We start from the raw sequence: 21,219 nt of genomic DNA on the forward strand, positions 1-21,219 counted from the left end.
CAATTCTTTTCTTAAGTAAAACCTAAGTAAGTCATTGCTGTTGGTCACTCAGTTTAAATTGAGACTCTAAATTTGTTTGCCTCACCACCTAAGTAGCTTGGCTGTTAGAACTCAATCTGTACGAGTGCCCACACAGATGATTGCTTTATATTGTTAAAGAACGTTGCGATTAAAGCGTTAAACTTTATCTCGCTAGGGCTGCGCATATTACGCTTTCCTATTTTTTTGTCAACACTTAATTTTGTTAAACTTTAAAGTTTTCAAAACTAAGTTTTACTCGACTCACTGAGTAGCTCGTGCCTCGCTATGCGTTGGCGTTCCCCGTCTCAGTGGGGTCGCATTATAGGGCTAATCGATTTTAACGCAAGCGTTTTTAAACGCTTTTTTGCATTTAATTTTTACCCCAAAGATACCCCACCTAGGCACACAAGATACTCACAAAACCCTGTGGATAACCTTGCTTTTACCCGGCTACCCTAACGCAGAAACAAAAAAGCACCTTAACATAGGTGCTTTTTATAGAGAGTTTATCTTAATCGTTAATACAAAATGCTATAGAGCTTGCGACGATATTTAGCAGCTAGCGCATCGCCATCTGGTAAAGACGCAATAACAGCCAAGAAGTTTGGCTTAGCATCATCAAAATTCAGATCTTTTTTAAGAATAGTGAAGAGTGTTTCTAATGCTTCTTCTTTCCTTCCTGCTTCATTGAGTAGGTTACTTAGCTCCATTTGTAATTCAAGCTCATTGGGATGCTTGGCTACTCTTTCTTGCAATGCTTTTATTTCAGGTGAATCGGTTGCCTCTAGCGCAGCCTCACATTTAGCTTTAATGTTATTAAAGTATGCATCTTGATCTTGTGCTTCTATTGTTTCTATTAATGCTGAGGCTTCATCGAGTTTGTGAATCTGTATACATATATCTGCAAGCACTAATTTAATTCTCGCATTACTACTATCTAATTCATACGCTTGCTTAGCATAATTAAACGCGGCATTTAAATCACTATTAACCAGTGTTTGCTTGGCTTGCTCTAATAATAGGTCTTGTTGCGCAGGTAAGTGTTTAGATAGGGCATCACGTACTTGGCTTTCTGTTTGTGCACCCGCTAATACATCAACTGGAGCTGAGTCTTTTAATAACACTAAAGTAGGCAAGGTTTGTAAACCGACTTGCTGGGCAAGTTGAGAGGCAAGTGCTTGCTCTGCATCACAATCTAAGTTTGCAACAACTATATAGTTATTATATTCGGCGGCTAGCTTATCTAAAATAGCTGCTTGGCTAATACATTCTGGGCTTTGTGGCGAAAAAAAGTTAAGTAGTACTAACTTTTGTTGTGATGTTTCACCTAATACTTGCTGAAGGTTTTGTGCGTTAAGACTAACTATATTGTTCATTGAGTTATTGCCATGTTCATCTATTTAGGTTTTTATATGGTGATGAAGATAATAATTACAAGCCATATATTTAAATCATTTAAATACATTATAAGGTAGCGAGGGAAATATGAAATTAGTATATGCGAGTGCACTGTGTTTATTAGTTAGCCCATTATTAAGTGCGCAAACACTCAAGTTGGATCTTAATAAAAGTATGCCAGCAATAGAAAAGCTTTATCTAGATTTACACCAGTCACCTGAACTGTCTTATCATGAGCAACAAACAGGTAAAAAAATAGCTTCGCAGCTTCAAAAGCTTGGGTTTGATGTAACCAATAGCGTTGGCGGTTATGGCGTCGTAGGTATATATAGAAATGGTCAAGGCCCTACCGTTATGATTCGAACTGATACTGATGCTTTACCGATAACAGAACAAACTGGAAAAGCATACGCATCAACTGTTACCACAATAAATAAACAAGGTAGCAAAGTCGGTGTTATGCATGGTTGTGGTCATGATATTCATATGAGTTCATTTATAGGCACCGCGCAACAACTAATTAAAAATAAACAGTCGTGGCAAGGTACTTTAATGATGGTTGCGCAACCGGCTGAAGAAGTTGGGGGTGGTGCAAAAGCAATGCTTAGTGAGGGGTTATTTAGCAAATACGCAAAACCCGATCATATTATTGCTTTGCATGTTAGTGCTAGTGTACCTGCAGGAAAAGTTGCTCTGAAAAATGAGTACACTATGGCAAGCGTCGACTCAGTTGATATTTCAATAAAAGGCAAAGGAGGCCATGGAGCCTATCCTCATACGACTGTTGATCCTGTTATTATTGCTGCTCGCACCATTTTAGCATTACAAACAATTACGAGTCGGGAGTTATCTCCTCTTGAACCATCAGTGATCACTGTTGGATCTATCCATGGCGGCTCAAAACACAATGTAATTTCTGATGAAGTAAAGCTACAACTTACTCTGCGTAGCTATAACCCGGAAGTTAGAAATGCGCAAATTGCTGCGATTAAACGTATTACTGCAGGTATTGCACACAGTGCTGGCTTAGAAGAAGCGCTCTACCCAGAAGTGTATGTTCATGAAAGTGAATCGATTCCATCTACTTACAATAATCCGGAGCAAACAAATATAGTTAGGAGTGCCATTGCTGATGCAATTGGTGTAAAAAATGTACTTGCAACTAAAGCTGTTATGGCTGGTGAAGACTTTGGACTATATGGTAGAACAGATGAAAACATCCCCATTACTTTATTTTGGTTAGGCGGAGTTAACCAACAGCAATATACAAATGCGATGAAAAATAACGAAACACTCCCTTCATTACATTCAAGTAAATTTGCTCCCGATTATAAAGTAGCGCTTCCAACTGGAATAACTGCAATGAGCAATGCCGCTGCGGCATTATTCAATCAATAATCTTCAAGGTTATTTTCAAGCCCTGAGTTTAATTTACCGCAGGGCTTTTTTTGTAACTCGACTTTTTATACGGCGCTTTCTTTGTACGTTTAGCAAAACGCTTCTTAGGCGATGTTTTTGGCAAATGTGCAAATACATTACTATCGCAGTTAGTTGCTTGGCTTACAAAATTAGTTAAATCAGCTAGCAAAGGCTGTATAAATTGCTGATAACTCATTGCTTGCTGAGCGATATCTCCTAAACTCGACTCCCATTTTGCAGTTAAATCGGGGCTTGATAACCCCTCAGGTAATACACTAATTAGTGCCAGACCTGTTTCAGTTGCTTTAATTGCTTTTCCTTCACGTTTTAAAAAGCGACGTTTAAATAATAGTTCAATGATACCTGCGCGAGTGGCTTCAGTACCAAGGCCATCTGTTTCTTTTAATATTTTTTTGATTTGCGAGTCTTTTACATAACGGCTAATTCCCGTCATAGCAGCAAGTAAGGTTGCATCGGTAAAATGAGCAGGAGGAGTTGTATGCTTTTGCACCACCTCACCTTTAGTACAGGTAAGTACCATGCCTTTTTCCAAATAAGGCAATGTTGCTTCTTCTTTAAGTTCTGACTTACCCATAAGCAATTTAAAACCCAAGCTTACATCTTGTTTTGCATTAGCTTTGAATAAACCACTCGCTATAGTTACCTCTACCTTGGTTTCGTTGTAAATGTAATCGGGATAAAACTGAATTAAATAGTGTCGACTTATTAACTGATAAATTTTTTCTTCATCATTGGCTAAACTCACAGTTTTTAACTGTTTAGCTGTTGGTACAATCGCGTGGTGAGCTGCTACTTTTGAATCGTTAAAACATTTACTTCGTTTTTTTGCATCTGCTCCATTAACAAATTCTGCTTTTTGGCCTCCATTTACTGCAATCGCTTTTAGTATCGCAGCTGCATCTTGGTGATGATCTTTTGGTAGATAACGATTATCTGAGCGTGGGTAAGTAATTAACTTATGACGTTCATATAAAACCTGGCAAATATCGAGCACTTTTTGCGCTGGCAATCCGAACGCTTTAGCGGCATCTATTTGTAAAGCAGACAAATTATAGGGAAGCGGCGCGGTTTGTTTTTTTTGCTTTTGCTCAAGAGCAGTTACGCTTGCTGGTTGATTAGCGATACGTGAAGTTACATTTTCAGCTAAAGCTTTGTTAAGCACTCTGCCCTCTTCATCTTGATAAGGTTCACACGCTTTACTTGGTATCCACTTAGCAGTAAATGATTGCTCCTTAGGTGTATCAAGGTGAGCAAGTACTTCATAAAATGGTTTTGATACAAAATTTGCTATCTCGTTATCGCGATTAACTACTAGGCCCAAAATGGGTGTTTGCACTCGCCCAACCGACAATACATTACCAAATCCCGCTTTTTGCCCCGCTAATGTGTATGCACGCGTCAAGTTCATGCCAAACAACCAATCAGCACGAGACCGCGCCAGAGCAGAAACGCTCAAAGGAATAAAGTCACGGTTAGCACGCATACTATTTAGTGACTTTTTAACTGCCGTTAAGTTTAAGTCACTGATCAATAAACGCTGAATATTCTGTTTTTTTGCTTGGCTGATTTTTGCTTGCTCTATAACTTCATCAACCAGTAACTGGCCTTCACGATCAGGATCGCCAGCATGTACAAGTGTTGTTGCTTGTTTAATTAGCTTTTTTAAAATAGTAAGTTGTTTACGAGTTTTAGGCTTTGCTTTAAGTTGCCAATGTTCTGGCACAATAGGTAAATGTTCAAACTGCCACTTTTTAAAACGTTCGTCATAGTCATCAGGTTCTGCTTGCTCGAGCAAATGGCCTATGCACCAAGACACATAATCACCATTCGCCACTTCAATATAACCATCGTGTTTTTTATGAGGTTTTGGAAGCGCATCTGCAATAGCGCGTCCTAATGAAGGTTTTTCAGCAATATAAAGTTTCATAACCACACCCTAACACTGTTCATATAAACAGTAGTTTAGCATATCAGTTTAAAACTGGGGATATTTTTATAGTTTCTAACTTAAAGCTTTATTTCGCTTATTAACAAAAAGATATAAAAGAGGCAGGTAGCAGACAACAACAGTGGCAATATTTATTAAAGGCATAAATGTTTGATACATCACAGTGCTATAAGATAAATCCCAAAGGTGTCGGTCAACTAAGCGAAATAATTGAAGAATGGGTGCACCAATAACAATAAGCTGCCCAAGTAAACATTGCCACAAATGCACTTTATCTTTAAGACCCCAATAAGCAATAAGTGCCATCCAAGTAATATCTGTTAATGCCCATACAAGGTAACGGTATATATAAATACCATCATCAAACGCCATTAAACTTGAGTAGGTCACAGTGCCAAATAAGAAAAAGCGGCAGTAATAACAACGAACCTAAGAGCTAAATAATCTTTGAGGATAAAGAATATAAAAATAGCCGGACTCAAAATAAGAACCCAGCTTTTGCTTAATATACTTACAAAATACAAAAACCATTCAGGCAAACTAAATAACCTTACTTAACTTTTGTATCTTCATCAGTTCCATCGCCGTTACCAGGCATACTACAATACTTAGTTAACATATTCGCCCCATTACATTTGTTAAGAATGTTGCATTCCATGCTAAAAAAGGTACATAGCCAAGTCATTCTATCTTACATCAATTGGCGCTGACTCTTTTGCCTTGCCTTGTAAAATTGATATTTCTACACGGCGGTTACGTCTTCGATCTTCGCGGGAATCGTTCGGCACTAAGGGCCTAGTTTCTGCACGTCCTACCACCATCATTCTGGTTTTATCAAAACCTGGAACTTTTTGTAATTCACTCGCTACCGCAACTGCGCGTTTAGATGATAAATCCCAGTTATTAATGTAAAGCTCGTTGGAAACCTGAAAATCATCCGTATGACCAGACACCGTAATTTCACCGGGTACATCTTTAAGTAATCGGCCAATATCTTGAATGATAGGTTTAAATTGTGGTTGTAAAAATGCACTCCCCGATGGAAACGAGCCATTTTCTCTAATACGAATTATGATTTGCTGCCCTAAAGATTCAAGCTCAATAGCCCCATCAATAATTTGCTTTTCAAGCTGTTGTGCAATTTTTTTAACTAAGTCATTTATTTGTTCTTGATCGGCAGCAGAAACTGCAGGCGCTGAAGCAACTTCCTCAGAGGTACTACTTGATTCACCACCTCGCTTTTCACCACGTTGCTCTTGACGTCCACCTGCGGAGCTTTCATCTCCCGCCTGAAACTCAAGCATTTGTTGGGTCATTTCAACCGTTTGTTGCTGAATGGTTTCTATAGGAGTTGGCTCAGGTTTACCCGGCGTAAACTCCATAGCAATAACAGATGTCCCTTTTGGAATGTCTTTTACTTCTATTTTATTTTGTACACCAAAAGCAAACTTCATAGAGCCTGCAATTTGCTTAAATTTAAGCACATCCATTTCAGAAAACGCGAGTAAGAGTACAAAGAAGCACATTAATAGCGACATTAAATCGGCAAATGTCCCCATCCATGCAGGTAACCCTGGGGGTGGGCATTTACACTCTTCATCAGACATAATTATTCCTCAGTGTTTACTGCGCGTTTTGACTCAGCCAAATAATTTTTCAAGATCCCTTCGATTACTTTAGGGTTTTGGCCATCTTGAATACCTAATACCGCATCCAAAATAAGTCGCTGGTTCATTGCTTCTTCGTCTTTACGCAATTCAAGTTTTACCTGAATAGGAATAGCGACAACATTCGCCAAAAATGCCCCATATAACGTTGTTAATAAGGCGACCGCCATGGCTGGACCGATTGCTTTTGGGTCATCCATATTTGATAACATAGCCACCAAACCGATTAATGTACCGATCATCCCCATTGCAGGAGCAATATCACCTAACGATTTGAATAAGCTTGCACCCATTTCATGACGAGTTGTTGTGAGGGAAATATCTTTTTGTAATGTTGCACGCACTACATCTGCATCATGTCCATCTACAAGCATATCAACGCCTTTGCGCATAAATGGATTTGGAATTTCAGCCTCTTCTAATGCTAAAAAACCACCTTTACGGGCAGAGTCAGCAAGTTCGACAGCTTTCTCTATTAACGCTTCAGGGGGTTCAATTTTAAACATAAACGCTTTTGCACAAACCTTACCAATGCCAAAAAATTGCGACATAGTAAAGTTAGATAAAACGATAAAAAGGGAACCACCAAACACAATAACCACTGAAGGGGTATTGTAAAACATAGCGACTTCACCGCTACTACTCATAAACATGGACATGACAATTAAGCCAATTGCGCCAAGGATCCCAATAATGGTTGCTAAATCCACATTCCCTCCAAAGGTTTTATATTTTTTCTTCGCAAGCGTTGTTATTAATTGTTTATCGGCAAGATACTGAAATACTTAAGTGATTTTTATGATAACCGAAAAAGTTAAGCGCTCATCTATTTTAGATCAACTATCGCAATCTATCTAACACTCAATTTTAAACATGTTAAAAAATAACTAAGAAGCGCAATAAAACCCAATTAACAGCATTTATCTATCAAAAAACCATATCATTCTTTGACCTAGTTTAGCATTCCCCCTAAAATTGGCGTCTAAATTTATTATGTAAGTTGAAAATAAAGATGGCGACTAAAAAACCTGAAAATTTAAGTTTCGAACAAGCACTAGAAGAGTTAACAACAATTGTCAGTGAAATGGAACAAGGTGATTTATCGCTTGAACAGTCTTTAAAGCAATTTGAGCGCGGTATTGCATTAGCCAGTGCGTCTTCTGGCAAACTTCAACAAGCCGAACAAAAGGTGTCGATATTAATGGGTAATGACGAAAAAGCACCGCTTACTCAATTTGATAACGATATGGAATAATTGTGAGCATAAAAGAACAAATAAAGCTCGCTCAAGATGACGTAGCTAATACGCTCAATCTTTATTTCGAACAACCTCTTGAAAGCGACAACACTATAAAAGAAGCCACACATTATAGTCTAATGAATGGCGGGAAGAGATTACGCCCTTTTTTGGTTTATACCACAGGCAAAATGCTCGGTGCTGAAAAACGTGATTTAGATGTGCTAGCAGCAGCGATAGAATGCATTCATAGTTATTCATTAGTGCATGACGATTTACCCGCTATGGATGACGATGATTTACGTCGTGGCCGTCCTACATGTCATATTGTCTATGGTGAAGCACAAGCTATTTTAGCAGGTGACGCACTGCAAACCTTAGCGTTTGAGCTTATTGCTAAGCACACATTTAAATGCTCAACAGAAGCTCAGTTAAAAATGATTGCAGAATTAGCACATGCTTCTGGCTTGCAAGGAATGGTCGCCGGGCAAGGCCGCGATATTGCAGCAACAGATAAAGTTATTACGGTTGATGAATTAGAACGTATTCATAAACTTAAAACAGGCGCATTAATAAATTGTGCGATTACTTTGGGCGCACTTTGTGCCCCTAATATTAGCCAACACACTTTAGATAACTTATCTACTTTTGGGTATGCTATCGGGCTGGCCTTTCAGGTTCATGACGACATTTTAGATGTTGAGGGCGACACACTAACTTTAGGTAAGCCTCAAGGGTCAGATATTGCTGCGAATAAAGCGACATACCCGGCTTTATTAGGTATGCTAGGTGCTAAGCAAAAAGCACTAAATTTGATACAACAAGCCCATGAGGCGTTAGCTAATATTGACGCAGACACAACCAGCTTAGCAGCATTGGCAAACTATTTAATTGAACGTGACCATTAAACATGGCTAAAACGTATTAAATCTTAGAACAAAATTATTACTAAATATTAAGCCGCCTCTTAAACTTAGCTTTTTTGAGGGAAGTTAATATTAGCGAAGGATATATAAAAAACCATGACACTTGATAGCAGCAAGTATCCATTACTTAATTTGGTGAACGAACCAGCCCACTTGCGAGACTTAGCACAAGATAAGCTTCCTGCATTTAGCCATGAATTGCGTGATTACTTACTCAATTCAGTATCGCAAAGTAGCGGCCATTTAGCGTCTGGTTTAGGAACCGTAGAACTTACCGTTGCATTACATTATGTGTACAACACTCCCGACGATCGTTTGGTTTGGGATGTAGGTCATCAAGCCTACCCACATAAAATACTAACGGGACGTCGTGACCAAATGCACACCATTCGCCAAAAAGATGGATTGCACCCATTTCCATTTAGAGACGAAAGTGAATACGATACCTTTAGTGTTGGCCATTCAAGCACCTCTATTTCAGCGGCGCTGGGTATGTCTATTGCTGCGCAAAAAGAAGGCAAAGGTCGTAAAACCGTGGCGGTGATAGGCGATGGCGCAATTACCGCAGGTATGGCCTTTGAGGCGATGAATCACTTAGGTGATGTTAAATCAGATATGTTGATTATTTTGAACGATAACGAAATGTCGATTTCTGAAAACGTCGGCGCGTTAACCAATCATTTTGCGCGTATTTTATCAGGTAGCTTTTATACCAACATCCGCGAAGGCAGTAAAAAGCTTCTTTCTGGTGTACCGCCGGTAAAAGAACTTGCCAGCCGTATGGAAGAACACATTAAAGGGATGATGATCCCGGGTACTTTTTTTGAAGAATTAGGCCTAAATTACATTGGTCCAATTGATGGCCATGATGTAAATATGCTTGTAGATACGCTACGCAACATGCGTAACTTAAAAGGCCCACAGCTGCTGCATATTAAAACCCAAAAAGGCAAAGGCTATAAACCAGCAGAAGCCGATCCTATTGGTTATCATGGCGTACCAAAATTTGACCCTGCAACATCAAGCCTGCCGAAATCTAAGCCAGGCGCTGCAACTTTTTCAAGTGTATTTGGTGATTGGCTGTGCGACATGGCAGAGCAAGACAACAAGCTAATGGCAATTACCCCTGCGATGCGTGAAGGTTCAGGAATGGTGCGCTTTTCTAAAGAACACCCAGAACAATATTTTGATGTCGCAATTGCAGAGCAGCACGCTGTAACCCTTGCTGCAGGTTTTGCTTGTGAAGGGTTAAAACCCGTTGTTGCTATCTACTCTAGCTTTTTACAACGTGCGTATGACCAACTAATTCACGATGTTGCATTGCAAAACCTACCGGTATTATTTGCTATTGACCGCGCAGGTATTGTCGGAGCCGATGGTGAAACCCATCAAGGCGCCTACGACCTAAGCTTTATGCGCTGTATTCCTAACATGGTTATTATGGCACCTAGTGACACTAACGAATGCCGTCAAATGCTATACACTGGCTATCAAGCCGATTGCCCTGTAGCCGTGCGTTACCCGCGTGGTAGTGCTGGCACCGCAGACATTCAAAGTGCTATGCAACAGCTCGAAATTGGTAAAGCGAATGTAATTAAACAAGGAACTAAGGTGGCTATATTGTCATTTGGTACCTTGCTTGAAAACGCGCAACTGGCCACAGATGAGCTCAATGCGACTTTAGTTAATATGCGATTTATTAAGCCACTTGATACAGGGTTAATTGATGAGCTTGTCGCTAACCACGATATTATTGTAACGCTTGAAGATAATGCAATTTCTGGTGGTGCAGGCTCGGCTGTTAATGAGTATTTAGCTACCCAAAAAGCGGCTGTAAAAATACTTAACTTAGGTATACCGGATGAATTTATTAAACACGGTACACAACAGCAAATGCATGATGAAATGGGGTTAGGTGGACAAGGTATATTAACTACAATTAAAGCATTTATGAGCTAATACTTATAGTGTTTAATAAAAAAGGAGCCATTGGCTCCTTTTTTGTTGCTCACTTATAATCTCTAGCGCATCCACACCTTAATGTCGGCCAAGCCATTACTTTGCAATAAGCCAATCTGCTGTTCAAAGTTCGGGTTTTGCTCAAACTCAAATGCATCTAATTGCTCATCAAAGGTAATGTTAGCAACGCCATCGCCACCGCGTTTTTTAACTTGATGCAATGCGATATCAGCTAAATTAATCGATGTCTCCCAGCTAATAACTTGACCACCTAACAGGGGGAGCGGATAGAAAGACCAACCCACTGATGAGGTAATACTCGTTGTTTCGCCGTTCGGAAGCTGGAAGTTATAATCGGCAATGGCTTGGCATAACTCTGACACATAGCTGTCGATTAAATTACACTTAAAGTCACGCAATAACAGTAAAAACTCATCACCACTCCAACGTGCAACGTAATCAGAGCCTTGAGTACGGGAGTTAAGTAATGCCGCCACTTGTTGTAAACAGCTATCTCCAGCAATAGGGCCATAAGCATCATTAATACGGCTAAAGTTATCTAAATTAATAATTAATAACACCAAAGATTTGCCCTGAGCCTGTAATGACTGCGAATTACGCTGAAAATGCTCAATATCTTTTGGTAGTTGATCAAACAAGAAACGACGACTTCTCAGCCCAGTTAGCTCATCAGAGTGACTAACAAGTTTAAGCTGAGAATTTACTTGGTTTAATTTATCATTCGCTTGACGAAGCTCTAGGGTTCGTTCAGTAATAAGCCCTTCGAGTACTTGTTGCTTACGTCGCTCTTGAACTTTAAATACCCAAAACACTAAATAAAACAGCAGTACAAAACCACTGGTGATCAGTAATCTAAAGTAGATGGTTTCACCAAACCGTTCAGGAACAACAAACGCATATTCGGCTGATTGCGCTTTACCCCAATCCTCACCTTGGCGTTTAGTTTCTAATTCAAATAAAAACATACCGGCGGGTAAATTTGTATAAATTGCTTCTCGACGGGTATTTGCATAGCGCCAATCGTTATCAAGCCCATTAAGTTTATATCTAAACTCAATACTTGCCGGAGCGTAATAATCAATCGCAGTATAGGTAAGTGTCACATCACGCTCATCGGTCTCAAGAACCGGTTTTTCACCTAACGCAGCAGCTGCAAGCTTTCGTGATGGTGTGGTTAAGGTTTCTATAGTTGGTTTAAGTGAGCGTAATCCAAATAACTCTACGTCTTTAGGGATTTCTACAACGCCTTGCAAACTGGGATACCAAATAGAGTTATCCATATCAACCACCGCATCATGGCCTAAACCATTACAACATTGGCTGGCTTTACCATCGAGCTGACGGTCAAATGAAGAGATCACTTCTTCTACTTTTAGGCTTTCGATGTTGGCTTTAAATTGCTCAACAGGCATGCGGTAAACCCCTTTCATGGTGCTTACCCAAATTCGCTTTGAGGTGTCATCGTATTCTAAGCTGAATATAGAACCATATGGCAACCCATTGGCGGCGTCTAGTTGCTGCCATTGCCCTTGTCCACTGCGATAAAACAGGCCATCGTTAAGCGAGCCAATTAAAATGCCTACCCCTTTTATATGTAAAATGCTGGTCACATACGCACTTTCTAAGGTGGTTTGGTCACCTATTTTTTCTATCCCGCGTTCAGTAAAGTAATACGCGCCTTTACTGGTGCCAATAACCCCAAAATTTGGTTTATCTAAAACATAGGTTACAAACTTACTGCCTAAAAAAGCATTGTACGCAAAAGGGTTTAAACCATTGTAATTTAAACGGTATAACCCTCGTCCGGTGCCTACCCAAAAACCACCTTTAGTTGAAGTGCTAATTGCAAAAACTGGGTTATCGCTCAATGCACGAGCAGGGAAACTATATAAGGTATTCGACTCGTAAAAAAACAAGCCTCTGCCAGTAGCAACATAAAGGCGATCGCCATCAAATTGCAGGTCATGCACCGAGGCATTTCCATACTTGGCACTATTAATAACATTAATAAAAGTTTTATCGGCATCAAAATAGCCAACGCCACTTTTATTGGCAATCCATAACTTACCATCAGGTGATTTACTAATTGCCATTACCGCTTCGGTCATTTTAGAAATGGCAGAATGGCGCTCTATTCGCCCTTCGTGAGCAAGCCATAATCCTTCACTAAAACTCGCTAACCATATGTTATTTTCATCATCTCTAAATATATCAGCAAACCAAATACTCTGATCTAACTGGCTGGGTTCAACCCACTGCCAATCATTAGATTTAGCCCTGAACAATAAACGTCCATAGGTTGATACCCACAAGCCGCCATTACCGTCGCTCATAAATTTATACACAGCTGAGTTATTAGCATTGGGCAGTGGAAACGGGCGTAGCTCATCATCTAAATCTAAAAAGTAAGCGCCTAGCTCAGAAGCAAGATATAAATTGCCATTTAAAAAGGATAAGTCGTGAACAATTGTTTGTGCTAAACGATCAGGCAAGGCCACTTTAGCGGTAAGCTCTAAGCGCAATTTAGAAAAATCAGACGCGCTTTGCGTCAGGCGTAATAAATTACGGTCGTTAACCAGCCAAATTCCCTCTGGTGAGAGCGCCATTTTACTGACTGACCCTACTATTTGGGTGATAGCAGTAGCGTTTACAATAGGGCTGGGATTATTTAGTTGGTCGCGCAGCTCTATTTGGCCTCTGTCTATATAATAGAGCCCATTAGCTGCTATCCAAATACTGCCTTGAGAGTCTTCAAGAATGTCTCTAACAGGGCCTTTAATATTAAACTCTTGTGCGGTTAGCTTCTCAGGATCGATAACCACAAGGCCATTTTTCGTGCCTATCCACAACAAGCCTTCACCATCAATCAGTAATTTATTGATGCCATTGCTGGGTAAAAACAGACTATTTTGAGTGTTGTAATTAGTAAAAGTGTTACCATCAAATCGGCTTAATCCGAATTGCGTACCAAGCCACATGTAGCCCTGGTTATCTTGCACCACACTTTTGAGGGATTGTGAGGGAAGTCCGTCTTTAATGTTCCATTGTTTAACTACGTAATCAGTAATTGAAGCCGTACTTGGCATGGCACACATCAAGAGTACACAAACCAATAAAAATCGCATCATAGTGCTGCCACCTAGTTAAACAAATAATAAATTAAAAGGGTAGTAAACCTACTTTTATCAATGCTTGCAAACAAATAAGCGAAAAAATACCTGCAAGTACATCATCGGCCATAATACCAAACCCACCATGAGCACGTTTATCAAGTATACGAATCGGCCCTGGCTTTGCTATATCAAAAAAGCGAAATAGTAAAAAGCCCACTAATAATGTTTGCCAATTCAGTGCTGCACCAATCATCGTTATATAGTAACCAGCGACTTCATCCCAAACAATAGCGGGGTGGTCATGAACTTGGAGGTCATCGGCTGTTTTTCCACATGCCCAAATACCAAATATACTGATCACCACCGCAAATACAATTTGTAACCATAACGGAAAATGCATGGTAATAAAAATAAACGGTAACGCCGCTAAAGTACCAAATGTACCTGGGGCTTTAGGCGCAAGCCCTGTACCAAAACCCAAACCAAAAAATTGATGTGGGCGTTTTAAATTAAATAATCGGTTTTTATTCAAACCTGCTCCTTGGAAAAGTGCTCAAAGCCTTTGTGCTCAAAAACAAACTTTTCACCTTGGTGTAATAATTCTATATTCCCGTCACCACTTTTGATTTGGCCGATACAGGTTGCTTCTACACCGTATTGGCGCAACTTAATATCGAGCATACTCTTATTGCTGTCTGGGACAGTGTAAAGTAGTTCATAGTCATCGCCATAGTTGAGTATAAAAGGAAGCTGTTGCTCAAAATCAAGACTCGCTTGCATCGCATCAGAAGTAGGTACATTTTCAATATTGATTGTTGCACTGACCTGTGACAAATCCAAAATGTGACCTAAATCAGCAAGTAAACCGTCTGAAATATCAATAGCTGATGACGCTAAGCCACGCAAAGCTTGTCCGGCGGCCACGCGTGGCGTTGGAAAGTTTAAACATTTATTAATATGCTTTAAATGTTCAGGTGCAACTGGCAAACCTTGTTTTTTTGACTCAATAGCCAAACCAGCATCACCTAGCGGTCCGGTTACAAAAATCCAGTCGCCCACTTTTGCGCCACTTCGACGCAGTGCTTTACCTTCAGGAACCGTGCCTTTTGCACAAATAGTAATACTGAGTGGGCCTTGAGTCGTATCGCCACCAATAATTTGTACATTAAAGTACTCAGCAATTTCATGCATACCGTCAGTCAGTTCTGCAATCCATTGTGGATCGATACTTGGCAACGTGAGTGCAACCGATACCCATGTAGGCTCTGCACCCATGGCAGCTAAATCACTTAAATTTACTGCCAGAGCTCGATGCCCTAATGCGCGAGGAGAGATATCATGAAAAAAATGCACCCCAGCAACTAAGGTATCTGTTGTTACAGCAAGCTGACAGTTTGCTGGTACAGTGACAAGCGCACAGTCATCTCCAATCCCTAAATTAACATCGCGACGAGTGATACCGCGACCTTTAAAGTAGTGATTAATTAATTCAAATTCCTTCATACACAAAAAAGCCGACCTATGCCGGCTCTCCTTTTTAACGGTTATTTATAACAACTCACTGAAATTAATATGCAGCTTAAGTTGTTATGACTTGCGTAACTGTTTTACAGCTTTATCAAGTACACCGTTTACAAATTTATGGCTATCTTCAGCGCCAAACATTTTCGCTAATTCAATGCTTTCATTGATAGCCACTTTGTAAGGAACATCTTCACGAAATTTAAGCTCGTAGCTGCTTAAACGTAAGATTGCACGTTCAACTTCGTCTAATTCATCAAATGGACGAGTTAAATGAGGCGATACAGCTTCGTCTAGTTGCTTATGATTTACGGCAACTCCACGCGCTAAATCTTTAAAATATTCAACATCAATTTTAGTCACATCGTTTTCGATCAACATTTGTTGTTCGATATCGGCAATTGCATTGCCGCTTAATTGCCATGAATACACGGCTTGAAGTGCTAAGATACGTGCTTTACGTCTTGCTGCTGGTTTCACAAAAATTCCTTAAACTTAAATTTTATCTAACACATTAACCATTTCAAGCGCACCTAAAGCAGCTTCGCCGCCTTTGTTACCCATTTTGGTACCTGCGCGCTCAATTGCTTGCTCAATGCTTTCAGTGGTTAATACGCCAAATGCAACCGGGATATCATACTCAAGCGATACTTGTGCAAGCCCTTTATTTGACTCGCCAGCGACGAGATCAAAGTGAGGCGTGCCCCCTCTGATCACTACACCTAAGGCGATAATTGCATCATATTCTTTTTTTGCTGCAACGCGTTTCGCTGCTAAAGGTAATTCAACCGCACCGGGTACGTAAATCACGGTAATATCGTCTTCTGATACTCCACCAGTACGTTTTAGCTCATCAACAGCACCTGCAAGCAAGCTACTACCAATAAAGTCATTAAAACGAGAAATGACAATGGCAAACTTTTTGCCTGGAGCGTATTTATTACCTTCAATAATTTTCATTTGATAACCCTAAAAATAAGTTTAAGCGATTTCGGTTGCGCAAAAATTGATGCGCATTATACCACATAAATAAAATAATAACCTAGCGCGTAATTATTGTGGCTCTACGTAGTCAACCACTTCTAAATGGAACCCTGATAATGCATGGTATTTTTTAGGTAAACTCATCAAACGCATTTTTTGAATACCTAAATCAGCCAGAATTTGCGAACCCACACCTACGGTGCGCGAAGTACCTTGAAATTTACGTGGCGTCACATTTTCACCCTCATCAGCTGCGGCAAACGCTTTTACTGTGGCTTCTAACTCTTCAGTGCTTTCTTGCTTACCTAAAATAACTAAGGCGCCATTATGCTCAGCAATATAAGCCATTGCTTGCGATAAACCCCAACTACGGTCAGCATTGCGATCAGAGAGTAAAATATCGTTAAAGGTACTTTGTAAATGCACACGTACTAAGGTCGGTTCTTGTTGCTTTATTTCACCTTTAAGCAATGCATAGTGTAACTGCCCATCAATGGTGTCTTTGTAAGTCACTAAGTCAAACTCACCATGTTCAGTGGGCAATTTACATTTTGCAACTTGCTCAATTGTGGTTTCGTTTAGGTTACGGTACTCGATTAAATCAGCAATGGTGCCAATTTTAATATCATGTTGCTTAGCAAATACTTCTAAATCAGGACGACGCGCCATGGTGCCATCTTCATTTAGGATTTCTACAATCACTGATGATGGCTCAAGCCCTGCTAAACGCGCTAAGTCACACCCTGCTTCTGTATGCCCTGCACGTGTTAACACGCCGCCTGGTTGCGCCATAATAGGAAAAATATGACCTGGTTGTACAATATCGCTTGGCACAGCGCCTTTCGCGATGGCAGCTTGAACAGTGCGGGCACGATCCGCTGCAGAAATACCTGTGGTAACCCCTTTTGATGCTTCAATAGACATAGTAAAGTTAGTTGAGAATGCGGCACCATTATTTTTTACCATTAATGGTAAATCAAGCTGCGAGCAACGCTCTTGAGTCATCGTTAAACAAATTAGTCCACGGCCATGAGTCGCCATAAAGTTAATGGCTTCTGCACTAATGTGTTCAGCAGCAATAATTAAATCGCCTTCATTTTCTCTGTCTTCATCATCCATTAAAATAACCATTTTACCGGCTTTAATGTCATCAATTATTTCTTGTGCACTGTTTAAATTCATAAGTTGCTCGTATAAGTTGTCAATGTCGTTATTTTATAAAGCCCGCTTTAGCGAGTAAGCTCATCGAAATATCTGAACCCGTAGGTTGTTCAGCCCCTCTAACTAGGCGCTCTAAATAACGTGCTATTTGGTCGACCTCTAAATTCACTTTGGTACCGACTTGAAAATCAGCTATGGTCGTTTGCCCGCTGGTGTGGGGCACAATAGTCAGTTTAAATTTATTACCTTCAACTGCATTAACCGTCAGGCTAATACCATCAATACAAACCGACCCTTTGTAAGGAATGTATTTCATTAAATTTTCATCGGTGGCTAACCAATATTCTGTTGCTCGCGCATTGGCATTAATTGCTGTGATAGTGGCAATGCCATCTACATGGCCAGACACTAAATGACCACCGAGGCGCGAAACAGGTTGCATCGCCTTTTCTAGATTAACGGTTTGCCCTAATGCGTAATGTGCAAACCCTGTTAAGCTAATCGTTTCATTTGATAAGTCTGCACTAAAGCCGTCAATATGCTTATCAACAACCGTCAGGCAGACACCATTGGTTGCAATACTGTCACCTAACTTAACATCACTCATATCAAGGTTTTTACTTTGGATACGAATAGCTAAATCACCTTGTTTTTTTTGTAATAACGCAATTTTACCTGTCGCTTCAACTATTCCAGTAAACATAGTGCTACTCTTTATATAAAATGATTAATGAGCTTTTTTTAGTGCTGTGATACGTAAATCATCACCGATTGGCACACACTCATTAAAAGTTAAATTAATGGTATTTTGCATACTCATTAACTCTGGGAAATTTAGTAAACTTTTAGCATCGCTGCCCATTAATTTAGGAGCAATGTAAAAAACAAACTCATCAATTAAATCAAGTTCTGTCATTTTACCGGCCAGTGTCGCTCCGGCCTCTAGCCACACATTATTAAACTGCAATTGGGCAAGCGTGTGTAACACGGCCAGTAAATCTACTTTATTATTATTTTCAGGTACTTCAATCTGTTTAACAAAATGAGGCCACTGATGCGATTTATCAACCTTGGTGGTAAATATTATCACCTCACTTTGAATTGAAAATAAGGCAAGATCAGGGGTAAGTCTGTTTTGTGAGTCAATAACAACGCGAACCGGTTGGCGCAGTGGTAAATCAGTTGGTAAAGAATACGGTAACTCTTCTGGGCGCACATTTAATTTTGCATCATCCATTAATACCGTATCGGCACCGGTTAAAATTGCACAGTTTTGTGCTCGGTATAGTTGCACATCTTGGCGCGCTGCGGGGCCAGTTATCCATTTACTTTGCCCGTTTTTAAGCGCCGTTTTACCATCTATACTTGCGGCCATTTTGCAAGTCACAAAGGGTAATCCCTGCTCCATGCGCTTAAAAAACCCAAGGTTTAATGCGCGAGCTTGCGCTTCAAGTAACCCGTAAGCGACTTCTATACCAGCATCCGCTAAAATTTTCAGACCTTTGCCTGCAACTTGCGGGTTGCTGTCAACCATTGCGGCAATCACTTTTTTAATACCTGCTGCTTTTAGCCCTTCAGCACATGGCGGTGTTCGACCATAATGACTGCAAGGCTCAAGTGTTACATAAGCGGTTGCGCCTTTTGCATTTTCGCCAGCCATAGCCAGTGCGTTTACCTCTGCGTGACCTTGACCCGCTAACTGATGAAATCCTTCACCTATTACTTTATTATTCTTTACGAGTACGCAGCCAACATTAGGATTAGGAGTGGTGGTAAAGCGTCCTTTTTTTGCCAGTTCAATAGCGCGAGCCATGTAGCGTTTATCATCCTCTGAAAACGAACTTTGCTTGGTCATTACTACTCTCCTAAGCGGGCTATTTCTTCACCAAATTCGCGTATATCTTCAAACGAGCGATACACTGAGGCAAATCTTACATAGGCCACTTGATCTAACTTTTTAAGTGCTTCCATAATGCACTCACCCACCAAATGGCTAGACACTTCGCGTTCGCCAGTGGCTCGCAGCTGCGATTTAATAATATTAACCACTTCGTCAACTTGTTCAGTGCTTACGGGGCGTTTTTCGAGGGCGCGAGTTAAGCCATTTAGTAACTTATCTTCATTAAACGGTTCGCGGCTGCCATCTTGCTTGATGACCCGTGGCATCACTAATTCAGCCCCTTCAAAGGTGGTAAATCGTTCGTGGCATTCATTACATTCACGACGTCTACGTACTTGGTGTCCCCCACCTACAAGGCGAGAATCAATAACTTTAGTATCTTTGGCGGTGCAAAATGGGCAATGCATAACTGTGTGTTTCCGTTTTAAAAACAAAAAATGGCCGCTATTATAGCGGCCATTATCATAACAAAAATGTGTGCAGTTGTGATCTAAATTACTATTTTACTCTTGGATTAAGCGTAAACAGGTAATTTTGCACAAATTGCTTTCACTTTTTCTTTTACTTGCGCTTGTACTGACTCATCTTCGATGTTGTCTAGTACATCACAGATCCAGCCCGCTAACTCTTTTGATTCAGCTTCTTTAAAGCCACGACGAGTGATTGCTGGTGAACCAATACGCAGACCAGAGGTAACAAATGGTGAACGTGGATCGTTCGGTACTGAGTTTTTGTTAACCGTGATATTCGCGTTACCTAGGGCAGCATCTGCATCTTTACCTGTGATATTTTTGTCGATTAAATCAAGTAAGAATAAGTGGTTGTCAGTTTTACCCGATACTACTTTGTAGCCGCGCTCTTGTAATACCGCAACCATTGCTTGTGCATTTTTAACAACTTGTGCTTGGTATGTTTTAAACTCAGGTTGAAGTGCTTCTTTAAATGCGACCGCTTTAGCAGCAATAACATGACATAAAGGACCACCTTGGCCACCTGGAAAAACAGCGCTGTTTAGCTTTTTGTAAATTTCTTCATCGCCACACGCAGAGATGATTAAACCACCGCGAGGACCCGCTAATGTTTTGTGTGTTGTGGTTGTTACAACGTGAGCAAATGGTACTGGGCTTGGGTAAACACCCGCAGCAATTAGACCTGCAACGTGCGCCATATCAACAAATAAGTAAGCAGCTACTTTGTCTGCAATTTCACGGAACTTAGCCCAATCAACAATACCTGAGTATGCAGAAAAACCAGCAATGATCATTTTTGGTTTGTGCTCAAGTGCTAACGCTTCAACTTGTGCGTAATCAATTTCGCCAGTTTCTTCGTTAAGGCCATACTGAATTGCGTTGTATGTTTTACCAGAGAAGTTAACGTGTGAGCCGTGCGTTAAATGACCACCGTGCGCTAGGCTCATGCCTAATACAGTATCAAGTGGGCTTAAAAGAGCTTGGAAAACAGCAGCATTCGCTTGTGAACCGGCATGAGGCTGTACGTTTGCGTAATCTGTACCAAATAATTCATTTGCGCGGTCAATAGCAAGTTGCTCAACCACGTCTACGTGCTCACAGCCACCGTAGTAACGTTTGCCCGGGTAACCTTCAGCGTATTTGTTAGTCAGCTGAGAACCCTGCGCTTCAAGTACGCGTGGGCTACAGTAGTTTTCAGATGCAATTAACTCAATATGCTCTTCCTGACGTGATGTTTCTTTGCTCATCGCGTCAAATAACTCTGGATCAAAGTCCGAAATATTCATGCTACGTTCTAACATTGGGGTCTCCTGGGCAACGTGTATGGGTATTTTTTAGAGGCTTTATTGTACGCTTAAAACGACGTTTTGCCTACGCTCTTAAGTTGAGGATATTTAAACAGGGATTGAAACTATTTCACAGCATTTTGATGATGATATTTTTTTATAAACTA

Annotated in this window: 18 protein-coding genes and 1 pseudogene; 4 read left to right on the plus strand and 15 right to left on the minus strand. The window is 40.4% G+C overall.

Going from position 1 to position 21,219, the window contains the following annotated elements; all coding sequences use genetic code 11:
• Positions 1-539: 539 nt before the first annotated feature.
• Positions 540-1,397, minus strand: a complete 858-nt coding sequence (locus tag P20311_RS04555) for a tetratricopeptide repeat protein (protein ID WP_008110192.1) — start codon at positions 1,395-1,397, stop codon at positions 540-542.
• Between the two features lie 109 nt (positions 1,398-1,506).
• Between P20311_RS04555 and P20311_RS04560 the strand changes: the two genes are divergently transcribed.
• A complete protein-coding gene (locus tag P20311_RS04560; RefSeq protein ID WP_008110193.1) occupies positions 1,507-2,817 on the plus strand; it encodes a M20 family metallopeptidase in 1,311 nt (436 codons plus the stop codon).
• 28 nt (positions 2,818-2,845) lie between these two features.
• Here P20311_RS04560 and P20311_RS04565 read toward each other — a convergent pair whose 3' ends face one another.
• The 4 genes and pseudogenes from P20311_RS04565 to pomA all read right to left on the minus strand — a co-directional run bounded on the left by P20311_RS04565 (position 2,846) and on the right by pomA (position 7,184).
• Positions 2,846-4,786, minus strand: a complete 1,941-nt coding sequence (locus tag P20311_RS04565) for a DNA topoisomerase III (RefSeq protein ID WP_008110196.1) — start codon at positions 4,784-4,786, stop codon at positions 2,846-2,848.
• A 75-nt stretch (positions 4,787-4,861) separates the two neighbouring features.
• Positions 4,862-5,346 (minus strand): annotated as a pseudogene (locus tag P20311_RS04570) (hypothetical protein).
• A 147-nt stretch (positions 5,347-5,493) separates the two neighbouring features.
• Entirely contained in the window at positions 5,494-6,414 is a 921-nt protein-coding gene (locus tag P20311_RS04575; protein WP_008110200.1) for a flagellar motor protein MotB, read from the minus strand.
• A gap of 2 nt (positions 6,415-6,416) precedes the next feature.
• Entirely contained in the window at positions 6,417-7,184 is a 768-nt protein-coding gene (gene pomA, locus P20311_RS04580; protein WP_008110202.1) for a flagellar motor protein PomA, read from the minus strand.
• Positions 7,185-7,486: 302 nt separating this feature from the next.
• Here pomA and xseB point away from each other — a divergent pair, with 302 nt between their 5' ends.
• The 3 genes from xseB (at position 7,487) to dxs (ending at position 10,596) form a co-directional block, all read left to right on the plus strand.
• Entirely contained in the window at positions 7,487-7,729 is a 243-nt protein-coding gene (xseB, locus tag P20311_RS04585; RefSeq protein ID WP_008110204.1) for an exodeoxyribonuclease VII small subunit, read from the plus strand.
• Positions 7,730-7,731: 2 nt separating this feature from the next.
• Positions 7,732-8,619: a (2E,6E)-farnesyl diphosphate synthase gene (gene ispA / locus P20311_RS04590; protein WP_008110206.1), complete on the plus strand. Its 888-nt coding sequence runs from the start codon at positions 7,732-7,734 to the stop codon at positions 8,617-8,619.
• Positions 8,620-8,733: 114 nt separating this feature from the next.
• Positions 8,734-10,596, plus strand: a complete 1,863-nt coding sequence (gene dxs / locus P20311_RS04595; RefSeq protein WP_008110208.1) for a 1-deoxy-D-xylulose-5-phosphate synthase — start codon at positions 8,734-8,736, stop codon at positions 10,594-10,596.
• A 62-nt stretch (positions 10,597-10,658) separates the two neighbouring features.
• On the opposite strand, the gene P20311_RS04600 is transcribed toward dxs, so the two are convergent.
• From P20311_RS04600 to glyA, 10 genes are all read right to left on the minus strand, one after another.
• A complete protein-coding gene (locus tag P20311_RS04600; RefSeq protein WP_008110210.1) occupies positions 10,659-13,745 on the minus strand; it encodes a ligand-binding sensor domain-containing diguanylate cyclase in 3,087 nt (1,028 codons plus the stop codon).
• 31 nt (positions 13,746-13,776) lie between these two features.
• The gene (locus P20311_RS04605) at positions 13,777-14,262 is read right to left on the minus strand and encodes a phosphatidylglycerophosphatase A (protein WP_008110211.1); all 486 of its coding nucleotides are present in this window, start codon (positions 14,260-14,262) and stop codon (positions 13,777-13,779) included.
• Positions 14,259-15,233 carry a thiamine-phosphate kinase gene (thiL, locus tag P20311_RS04610; RefSeq protein WP_008110214.1) on the minus strand — a complete coding sequence of 325 codons (975 nt, stop codon included), beginning with the start codon at positions 15,231-15,233 and terminating at the stop codon, positions 14,259-14,261. Before thiL ends, P20311_RS04605 begins: the two co-directional genes overlap by 4 nt.
• Before the next feature lie 84 nt (positions 15,234-15,317).
• Positions 15,318-15,731: a transcription antitermination factor NusB gene (gene nusB / locus P20311_RS04615; RefSeq protein WP_008110215.1), complete on the minus strand. Its 414-nt coding sequence runs from the start codon at positions 15,729-15,731 to the stop codon at positions 15,318-15,320.
• A 15-nt stretch (positions 15,732-15,746) separates the two neighbouring features.
• Complete coding sequence (gene ribE / locus P20311_RS04620; RefSeq protein ID WP_008110216.1) at positions 15,747-16,211, minus strand: 6,7-dimethyl-8-ribityllumazine synthase; 465 nt, start codon at positions 16,209-16,211, stop codon at positions 15,747-15,749.
• A gap of 93 nt (positions 16,212-16,304) precedes the next feature.
• Positions 16,305-17,417, minus strand: coding sequence for a bifunctional 3,4-dihydroxy-2-butanone-4-phosphate synthase/GTP cyclohydrolase II (gene ribBA, locus P20311_RS04625; RefSeq protein ID WP_008110217.1), 1,113 nt, complete (start codon positions 17,415-17,417; stop codon positions 16,305-16,307).
• 28 nt (positions 17,418-17,445) lie between these two features.
• Positions 17,446-18,099: a riboflavin synthase gene (locus P20311_RS04630; protein ID WP_008110218.1), complete on the minus strand. Its 654-nt coding sequence runs from the start codon at positions 18,097-18,099 to the stop codon at positions 17,446-17,448.
• 24 nt (positions 18,100-18,123) lie between these two features.
• Complete coding sequence (gene ribD / locus P20311_RS04635) at positions 18,124-19,251, minus strand: bifunctional diaminohydroxyphosphoribosylaminopyrimidine deaminase/5-amino-6-(5-phosphoribosylamino)uracil reductase RibD (RefSeq protein WP_008110219.1); 1,128 nt, start codon at positions 19,249-19,251, stop codon at positions 18,124-18,126.
• A 2-nt stretch (positions 19,252-19,253) separates the two neighbouring features.
• A complete protein-coding gene (nrdR, locus tag P20311_RS04640) occupies positions 19,254-19,703 on the minus strand; it encodes a transcriptional regulator NrdR (protein WP_008110220.1) in 450 nt (149 codons plus the stop codon).
• 107 nt (positions 19,704-19,810) lie between these two features.
• A complete protein-coding gene (glyA, locus tag P20311_RS04645; RefSeq protein WP_008110222.1) occupies positions 19,811-21,067 on the minus strand; it encodes a serine hydroxymethyltransferase in 1,257 nt (418 codons plus the stop codon).
• Positions 21,068-21,219 lie beyond the last annotated feature (152 nt).

The organism is Pseudoalteromonas sp. BSi20311 (genome assembly GCF_000239875.1).
In the GTDB taxonomy this organism is placed as follows: domain Bacteria; phylum Pseudomonadota; class Gammaproteobacteria; order Enterobacterales; family Alteromonadaceae; genus Pseudoalteromonas.